Raw genomic sequence first — 8,558 nt, forward strand, 5'->3', positions numbered from 1 at the left:
ATACTAAGGGATAGAGGGTCCCAAGAAAAGCCATTCACCTCCTGTTAAAGTAATAGGTTTAGGATTAGGGGGAAAATAAGGAATTTTCAGATACTTTATCATATCACTATATTAAAACAAAATCAATTTCTATACAAAAAAATGTTTAGTTCATACAAATAAATATAAAAAAAATGTAACCGTTTTCATGTATATTCAATGAAAAAGGACGGTTTTTACCGTCCGTGTTTTGCATAAATATACATTTTTATATTTTTTCAAAAGCTCGTTCTACAGCTTGTAAAGTAAGTTGAATATCTTCTTCCGTATGTGCAGTTGTTAAAAACCAAGCTTCATATTTAGAAGGTGCAAGATTAATTCCTTCGTGAAGCATTAATTTAAAGAACTTTGCAAACTTCTCTCCATCTGTATTCTCCGCTTGTTCATAATTAATGACTTTTTCATCAGTAAAATAAATCGTTAGTGCACCTTTTAATCTATTAATCGTAATCGTAACTCCATATTTTTCTGCTAAGCGTAAAATACCTTCTTCCAAAATTGCTCCTAATTTGTCTAACTTCTCATAAACACCATCTTGTTTCAGAACTTCTAGACAAGCGATACCAGATAAAATAGAAGCTGGGTTTCCAGCCATTGTCCCTGCTTGGTATGCTGGACCAAGTGGCGCTACTTTCTCCATAATATCTTTACGTCCACCATACGCTCCAATCGGTAGACCTCCACCAATGATTTTTCCTAGTGCTGTTAAATCTGGCTTTACATCAAGTAAATCTTGAGCCCCACCGTACATAAAGCGGAATGCGGTGATAACTTCATCATAAATAACGAGTGCACCAGCTTTATGTGTAAGTTCATTTACCTTTTCTAAAAAACCAGGTAGTGGCTCTACGATACCAAAGTTACCAACGATCGGCTCCACTAATACAGCAGCAATTTCATCTCCCCATTTTTCAAGTGCTTTCTCAAAAGGCTCAATATCATTAAAGGGAACTGTAATAACTTCTTGAGCAATACTTTTTGGAACACCTGCTGAATCAGGAGTGCCTAAAGTTGATGGTCCAGAACCTGCTGCTACTAATACTAAGTCAGAGTGGCCATGATAACAGCCAGCAAATTTAATGATTTTTGTCCGTCCTGTGTACGCTCTAGCAACACGAATCGTTGTCATTACCGCTTCTGTCCCAGAGTTTACAAAACGCACTTTATCCATGGATGGTATTGCTTCTTTTAACATTTTTGCAAATTTCACCTCATGAGGAGTTGGTGTTCCGTATAAAACACCATTTTCAGCTGCAGTTTTAATCGCTTCTGTAATATGAGGGTGTGCATGACCAGTAATAATTGGTCCATAAGCTGCTAAATAATCAATATATTTATTGCCGTCCACATCCCAAAAATAAGCACCTTTAGCTCGCTCCATTGTTACAGGAGCACCACCACCAACTGCTTTATAAGAACGAGATGGACTATTAACTCCACCTACAATATGTTGTAACGCTTCTTCATGAAGCTGTTCTGATTTTTGAAAATTCATATGTATCCTCCTAAAATGTATTACATCACCATTCTATCATGAATGAATAAATGATGAAAAAGAGTGGGTATCTTGTAAATGAAAATATAGCATATCCCCCTATTAATTCGAGTATATTAAATTATTAAAGCATGTCCAATGGGGGATTATAATGCTGTTTTTTATTGTTTTATGTATAGTGGCTCTAGCAATTATCTTTAGTTTTTTACATTTATTTTCGCCAAATAGAAGAGATATGAGAGGAATTCCTTACGTATCAAAAGAAACTTTAATACTTTTACTTTTAATATATTTAACATTAGTGATTTCTTTTGCCGTACTTTACTGTGTTATTCATCTAAATATACAACCAATTATTACGGAGGGGGGAGAATTGCTAAAGGAAGACTTTTTTTCTACGATGACTACTTCGGTTTATTTTAGTGCTGTAACAATGTTAACAGTTGGGTATGGGGATGTTACACCAATTGGAATAGGGAGAGGCATCGCTATAATCCAAGCGTTGTTAGGATATGTGATGCCTGCTGCTTTTGTTGTTAGAATTGTACTAGACTTAGATTATCGTGACTAATTGTTATTCCTCTGCTGTGAAATTTCACCTTCGTTTAACATCATATTGGCAGCTTCTAACGCTTTATGTTCATTAACGGAATCAGGGTATTTATTTTCAAAGCTTTCTAACGGTTGTGTAGCGCTATCTTTTGCAATTCCTGTATAATGCGGTTCTTTTGGTTGAACAACTGACATTTTATCTTTTGATTTTTTCATAATACCCTCCAAACAGTTTATTCTTTTTTAGTTTGTAATGTAAAACGTGATTATATGTATAAATGGTTGTATCACCATATTTGAAATTAAAATATGATTACGCTAACCTATAACTATGAAGGACAAGGAGGAATTAAAAATGTCAGTAGAAGTGGGAAAATTAGCTCCGGATTTTGAATTGCAAACGGAGAAGGGTGAAAAGATTAAATTATCCGATTTTAGAGGGAAAAATGTAGTGCTATATTTTTATCCAAAAGATATGACGCCAGGGTGTACGACGCAAGCATGTGATTTCCGTGATAAACACGAAGACTTTTCACAGCTGAATACTGTTATTTTAGGTGTCAGCCCAGACCCGGTAGAGAAGCACCAAAAATTTATCGAAAAACACGGGTTACCTTTCTCACTATTAGTAGACGAAGATCACCAGGTTGCTGAAAACTACGATGTATGGAAACTTAAAAAGAACTTTGGGAAAGAGTATATGGGTATTGAACGAAGTACTTTTATTATTAATACAAAGGGTGAAATAGTAAAAGAATGGCGTAAAGTACGTGTGAAAGATCATGTTGAAGATGCACTTTCGTTTATTAAAGAAAATCTGTCTTAACGAAAATAGCCTATTTTTTAGAAATGGGGCGAATGTCTAAAACGCTTTAGAGGCTATTTGAGTACTTTATTAGTGTAGGGCATACCTCCTCAGTAGTTGTTTTTATATATAGTGTGGAACTCGTTCCACACTTTTTTTTATGCCTATTTATAAGTATGTTAACATAATTTTACAAGGGTTAAAATGGGAAATGTAGTAACACCAACGTTTCTAGTTTAAATTTCAAAATATAGGGATTTTTATTAACTTTAAGGTTATTCCGCCTTTTTTGAAACCCCTTCCATACGAGGAATTTCTGCAATATACTAAGGACGAGTTTTTTTGTGGTATTTTTTGAAAATTTAATACATTCGCATGGAAGGGGTAAAACAATGGAATCGTCAGAAACGAGTAAACGAGGCTTTTTGGTTCGTTCATTAGATATGATTGAACGTGTCGGTAATAAACTTCCTCATCCCGTTACGTTATTCGCAATTTTTGCTTTATTAGTTGTTTTATTTTCAGGGATTTTTGCTAGCTTAGGAGTTCAAGTGGCAGACCCGATTAATGAAGGGGAAGTAATTGAGGTTAAAAGCTTAATGTCAAGTGAAGGTATACAGTACATATTTGAAAGTGCTGTTAAAAACTTTACTGGATTTGCGCCACTTGGCACCGTTCTTGTAACAATGCTAGGTATTGGAATTGCTGAGAGATCAGGGTTAATTAGTGCGGCGTTACGTGGGCTAGTAACTTCTGTCCCTAAACAGTTAATGACAGCGGCGCTAGTATTCGGTGGTATTATGTCGAGTATGGCTTCTGATGCTGGTTACGTAGTATTAGTTCCTCTTGGGGCAGTATTATTTGCGGGGCTTGGCAGACATCCTTTAGCAGGTTTAGCAGCCGCATTCGCAGGAGTATCAGCTGGATTTAGTGCAAACTTATTATTAACATCTTTAGATCCACTTCTTGGTGGTTTAACGATCCAAGCAGCAGAAACTGTTAATCCGGAATACGCTGCAGGCATGAACTATATGATGAACTATTATTTCATGATTGCATCTGTTTTTCTATTAACGATTGTAGGTACATTTGTTACAGATAAATTAGTTGAGCCTCGTTTAGGTAAATATAAAGGTTCAATCGAAGAAGAAAATATGAGCCATTTAAAACCTGAAGAGAAAAAAGGTTTATGGTTTGCGTTATTCGCTATTTTAGGTACAGTAGCAGTATTATCATTATTAGTTGTTCCATCTTGGGGACCGTTACGTGGTGAAGGTGACGTAACAAGCTGGCCATTTTTCCAAGTGTTAGTTCCTATTATACTAATTGTTTTCTTTGTGCCAGGGTTTGTTTACGGTAAAGTAACCAAGTCAATTAAGGATGATAAAGATGTAGCAAATCAATTATCTGAAACGATGGCAACAATGGGTTCTTATATTGTTTTAGCCTTCGTAGCAGGACAATTCGTAGCATACTTTAATGAAACGAAATTAGGAACAGTTATGGCAGTAAATGGAGCAGAATTCATTCAAGGATTAGGCTTCTCTGGAGATAACATGTTTTATAGTATTCTACTAATCTTAATTTTTATATTAGTAGCTGGTATGATTAACTTGTTTATAGGAAGTGCATCTGCAAAATGGGCGATAATGGCACCTGTTTTCGTTCCGATGATGATGAACTTAGGGTATTCACCTGAACTAACACAATTAGCATATCGAATTGCAGATTCAACGACGAATGTAATTTCTCCACTATTACCATATTTTGCGATTGTTATCGTGTTTGCTCAAAAATACGATAAAAAGGTTGGTATCGGGACATTAATTTCTACGATGTTACCATACTCTATCTTCTTTACCATTACATGGATTATTATGTTAGTCGTTTGGATGCTAACGGGAGTTCCATTAGGACCGAATGCACCAATTCACTATCCAGGTTAATATAAAGTTAAGCAAATCCGTCTATTTGTTTTTACAAATAGACGGATTTTTTGCATTTAAAGGAAAGAACTTGTACCACAACGAAGTAAAAAGGATAAATTTAAAAGCCTATCCTATTTTAGATCAGTGTACATTAACTTAGAGTTATAGTACTTGGCAAACAGGAAGTTTTTCTAATATGATGGAAGGAGAAGTTAAGAAAAAGGGGATGTTTCATATGTTCGTCGTTTCTACTTTTGAATTGCAAGATCCAAACCTAGCAGAGGATTTAAAGAAAAGTTTTCCGGAGGTTACATTTGAGTTTTTTAAAAAAGTTTCTGAAATACCAAAAGAAAAGCTAAAACATGCGGAAATTATCTTAACATATGGTAACTTAACTACTGACCATATTAACATTGCGGAAAACTTAAAATGGATTATGGTAGCATCAGCGGGTGTAGAGAGAATGCCTTTAAATATGATAGAAGAGAAAAAAATCCTTGTTACAAACGCAAGAGGAATACATAAAATACCGATGGCTGAATATACAATAGCGATGATGTTACAAGTAGCTCGTAATTCCAAAAAGCTTATAGAAAACGAGAGAAATTGTTTGTGGGATCGAACAATAGAAAAGATGGAACTTAACGGTAAAACAATTGCTATTTTAGGTGTCGGTGCAATCGGGGGAGAAATAGCAAGACTAGCAAAAGCGTTTCGGATGAAGACATTAGGGATAACACGTACTAGTAAACAAGTAGAATTTGTAGATGAAATATATTCTTTAGCAGAATTAGATGAAGTACTTCCACAAGCTGACTTCGTTGTATCTGTTTTACCAAGTACGAAAGAAACAAAGCATGTTTTAAAACATAAACAGTTTCAACTAATGAAAGATAACTCAGTCTTTATAAATATTGGTCGAGGAGACGTAGTAGCGGAGGAAATTTTATTAAAGGCACTAGAATTAAAAGAAATATCACATGCAGTATTAGACGTCTTTGAAACGGAACCAATAGATGAGGACCATCCATTTTGGAAGATGGAAAATGTTACTGTAACACCACATCTATCTAGTGTTACGAAAGGATATCAACCTCGTGCTCTGCAAATTTTTAAACACAATTTGAATGTATATCTTAAAAACGAAAATGCTGACTTTATAAATATGATTGATCTAGAAAGGGGATATTAATATGAAAATTTACACGAAAACAGGCGACAAAGGTCAAACTTCTTTAGTTTATGGCTCACGCGTACCAAAATACGATGATAGAGTCGAAGCATATGGTACTTGTGATGAGGCTAATTCTATGATCGGATTAGCTGTGACTTATATTAACGAAGAAAAAGTATTTGAAAAAAAAGAAACAATATTAGAAACGTTAAACTCTATTCAAACGATTTTATTCCATGTTGGGGCAGAATTAGCTACTCCTAAAGGGAAAGATGTAAGATGGAACTTAACAGAAGAGCATGTTAAAAGGTTAGAAAAAGATATTGATATACTATCTGAAAATTTACCTCCTTTGAAAAACTTTATATTACCTGGAGGAAGTAAAGCAGGTGCTACACTACATTGCGCTAGAACGATAGTAAGGAGAGCAGAAAGAAATGCAGTGAAAATAGAAGAAGGTACATCGGAAATAGTACTTGCGTACTTGAACAGACTATCTGACTATTTATTTGTGGCAGGGAGAGCGGTTAATTTCCACTTGCAGGTGGAAGAACCAGAATTGAGGCCAGAAGTGTAATAATTATTAAAAACTGTATATAGTATATATATAGGAGATGATTGACAAAAATCACACTTACAATGTACACTATTTATAAATATTATAAAGTAAGAATCCTTATGGATAAGGGGGTGCATGACGGTGGTTGAAGAACAAATTAAAGAAGCGCTTGAAACGTTGAAACAAACTGGGGTTAGAATTACTCCTCAGCGTCATGCGATTTTAGAATATCTAATTGAAGCAATGACCCACCCAACTGCAGATGATATATATAAAGCACTAGAGGGGAAATTCCCTAATATGAGTGTTGCGACAGTCTATAATAATTTACGAGTATTTAAAGAAGTTGGTTTAGTTAAAGAATTAACTTATGGAGACAGTTCAAGTAGATTTGACTTCGTAACGTCCGATCATTATCATGTCATTTGTGATAGCTGTGGTAAAATTGTAGATTTTTCATACCCAGGTTTAGATGAGGTAGAAGCGTTAGCTGCTCATGTTACTGGATTCAAAATTAATAGACATCGTATGGAAATTTACGGTACTTGCCCAGAATGTCAAAAAGGCGCACACTAAAAAAACAGATAGTTAATATCTGTTTTTTTATGGTGAAAAATATGTGTCGAAACAGAAAACTATTTCTAAGTGTCTGTCGTTATATAAGGTGAACACTTATGGAAATGGAATATTGCACAATAGCGACTATAAATTGTGACTTGTATTTTGAACTGCATTAATGTTTTTAGTTTCAAGGCTGAGAACCGAAGTGCAACGGATTGATTTAAACCACTTTCTGTTTTCAAAATGGACTGCTATAATATATAAAAAGAAAGAAGGCGGATAGCTTAACTATCTGCCTTCTTTTTGTGATTGTAAGATTCGTCAAATTCTTTCCCTTCTAAAGAAGGATCTAAAGTGAGAGTTTCATTGCAATACATACACATATCAACTCGACCAAGAACTTTCGTAACTTTATTACATGTTGGACAAACTACTTGTACTGCTTTAGTAGATAGCATACCAATCCAAAAGTAAACAACAGTACTTCCTACAATTGCTACTAACCCTAAAAGCATGAATATAGTCATTACAATCATATTTTCACGGAAGAAAATACCTAAATACATAATGAAAAATCCGATAAAGATTAACGAAAGAGCAAAGGTACGAATCTTATTTATTTTACTGGAATATTTACGAGCCATAAATAATACCTCCTAGTGAACAATCATATCATAAATTATAGCAGTTAGTTATGGCAATAAAATGAGATTTTTAAAACAATGCCAAATTCTATACACTACCTGAGAAACTATCCCTACTAATTAAGTTTTTCAAAAGAATTAAGAGGATAAAAGAGAATTATGTCGAATATTTTTGTGTAAGTAAGTTTCAGTTAAAAGTATGTGTTTATAAAGAAGAAACTAAAATTAAAATTATAAGCTATGAAAAACAAGTGAATAAATGGAGTGATGTTATGGAGGACCTACTTCGTCCAATATATCAAGAACGTGCAAGTCAATCGAATACGCTAGGAACACTATTAATCGAAAAAAGGAACCGTAATAGTCCGAATACAGACAGATTCGATGCAATACTATTAATGATTGTGAAAGAATTAGAAACCCCGTTATATATAAAGCATTATGATATTGGTGAGCAAAAAGCTGCACTCTATATTGTGAGTGAAGAACAACTCAAAGATTGGATTCAATTAGGAACGAACCGAAGAGTGATCGATTGGATTATGAATGGTAAAATATTATTCGATCGAAATGAATACATTATAACTTTGAGAAACAAATTGGATGATTACCCGTTAGAAGATAGAAAAGTAAAAATAGGTATAGAATTTGCTAAGCTAATTAGAAGGTATATGGAAGGAAAAGATTTCTTTGAATCAAATCATCATTTGGACGCATTCAATCATATCGTTCATTCTCTCCACCACCTTGCAAGATTATCAGTTATTGAAAATGGTTTTCATCCAGAACTGACTGTATGGA

General features: G+C 34.3%; 10 protein-coding genes (1 of these 10 cut by a window edge). 7 read left to right on the forward strand and 3 right to left on the reverse strand.

The features are described from left to right. Window positions 1-247: 247 nt before the first annotated feature. A complete protein-coding gene (locus BC6307_RS02775; protein ID WP_066420688.1) occupies window positions 248-1,534 on the reverse strand; it encodes a glutamate-1-semialdehyde 2,1-aminomutase in 1,287 nt (428 codons plus the stop codon). A 151-nt stretch (window positions 1,535-1,685) separates the two neighbouring features. Here BC6307_RS02775 and BC6307_RS02780 point away from each other — a divergent pair, with 151 nt between their 5' ends. Continuing rightward, the gene (locus tag BC6307_RS02780; RefSeq protein WP_066420690.1) at window positions 1,686-2,105 is read left to right on the forward strand and encodes an ion channel; all 420 of its coding nucleotides are present in this window, start codon (window positions 1,686-1,688) and stop codon (window positions 2,103-2,105) included. Here BC6307_RS02780 and BC6307_RS02785 read toward each other — a convergent pair. Continuing rightward, window positions 2,102-2,302 carry a hypothetical protein gene (locus tag BC6307_RS02785; protein WP_066420691.1) on the reverse strand — a complete coding sequence of 67 codons (201 nt, stop codon included), beginning with the start codon at window positions 2,300-2,302 and terminating at the stop codon, window positions 2,102-2,104. The two genes, BC6307_RS02780 and BC6307_RS02785, sit on opposite strands and share 4 nt — an antisense overlap. A 139-nt stretch (window positions 2,303-2,441) precedes the next feature. On the opposite strand from BC6307_RS02785, the gene bcp reads away from it, so the two are divergent. The 5 genes from bcp (at window position 2,442) to perR (ending at window position 7,128) form a co-directional block, all read left to right on the forward strand. Further along, window positions 2,442-2,912: a thioredoxin-dependent thiol peroxidase gene (gene bcp, locus BC6307_RS02790; protein WP_066420693.1), complete on the forward strand. Its 471-nt coding sequence runs from the start codon at window positions 2,442-2,444 to the stop codon at window positions 2,910-2,912. A 371-nt stretch (window positions 2,913-3,283) separates the two neighbouring features. Then, the gene (locus BC6307_RS02795; protein ID WP_066420694.1) at window positions 3,284-4,837 is read left to right on the forward strand and encodes an AbgT family transporter; all 1,554 of its coding nucleotides are present in this window, start codon (window positions 3,284-3,286) and stop codon (window positions 4,835-4,837) included. Between the two features lie 178 nt (window positions 4,838-5,015). Beyond that, complete coding sequence (locus tag BC6307_RS02800) at window positions 5,016-6,011, forward strand: D-2-hydroxyacid dehydrogenase (RefSeq protein WP_235858299.1); 996 nt, start codon at window positions 5,016-5,018, stop codon at window positions 6,009-6,011. Window position 6,012: 1 nt separating this feature from the next. Continuing rightward, window positions 6,013-6,570 carry a cob(I)yrinic acid a,c-diamide adenosyltransferase gene (locus BC6307_RS02805; RefSeq protein ID WP_066420697.1) on the forward strand — a complete coding sequence of 186 codons (558 nt, stop codon included), beginning with the start codon at window positions 6,013-6,015 and terminating at the stop codon, window positions 6,568-6,570. A 117-nt stretch (window positions 6,571-6,687) separates the two neighbouring features. Further along, on the forward strand, window positions 6,688-7,128 hold the full coding sequence (gene perR, locus BC6307_RS02810; RefSeq protein WP_066420698.1) for a peroxide-responsive transcriptional repressor PerR: 441 nt from the start codon (window positions 6,688-6,690) through the stop codon (window positions 7,126-7,128). Window positions 7,129-7,397: 269 nt separating this feature from the next. Here perR and BC6307_RS02815 read toward each other — a convergent pair whose 3' ends face one another. Next, window positions 7,398-7,757, reverse strand: coding sequence for a YgzB family protein (locus BC6307_RS02815; RefSeq protein ID WP_066420700.1), 360 nt, complete (start codon window positions 7,755-7,757; stop codon window positions 7,398-7,400). Window positions 7,758-8,029: 272 nt separating this feature from the next. Here BC6307_RS02815 and BC6307_RS02820 point away from each other — a divergent pair, with 272 nt between their 5' ends. Continuing rightward, window positions 8,030-8,558: the 5' portion of a nucleotidyltransferase-like protein gene (locus BC6307_RS02820; protein WP_066420701.1), read on the forward strand. 344 nt of this gene lie beyond the right edge of the window; the window shows 529 of its 873 coding nt (coding positions 1-529); it begins with the start codon at window positions 8,030-8,032; its stop codon lies beyond the right edge, outside the window.

This window comes from Sutcliffiella cohnii (genome assembly GCF_002250055.1).
Classification (GTDB): Bacteria; Bacillota; Bacilli; order Bacillales; family Bacillaceae_I; genus Sutcliffiella; species Sutcliffiella cohnii.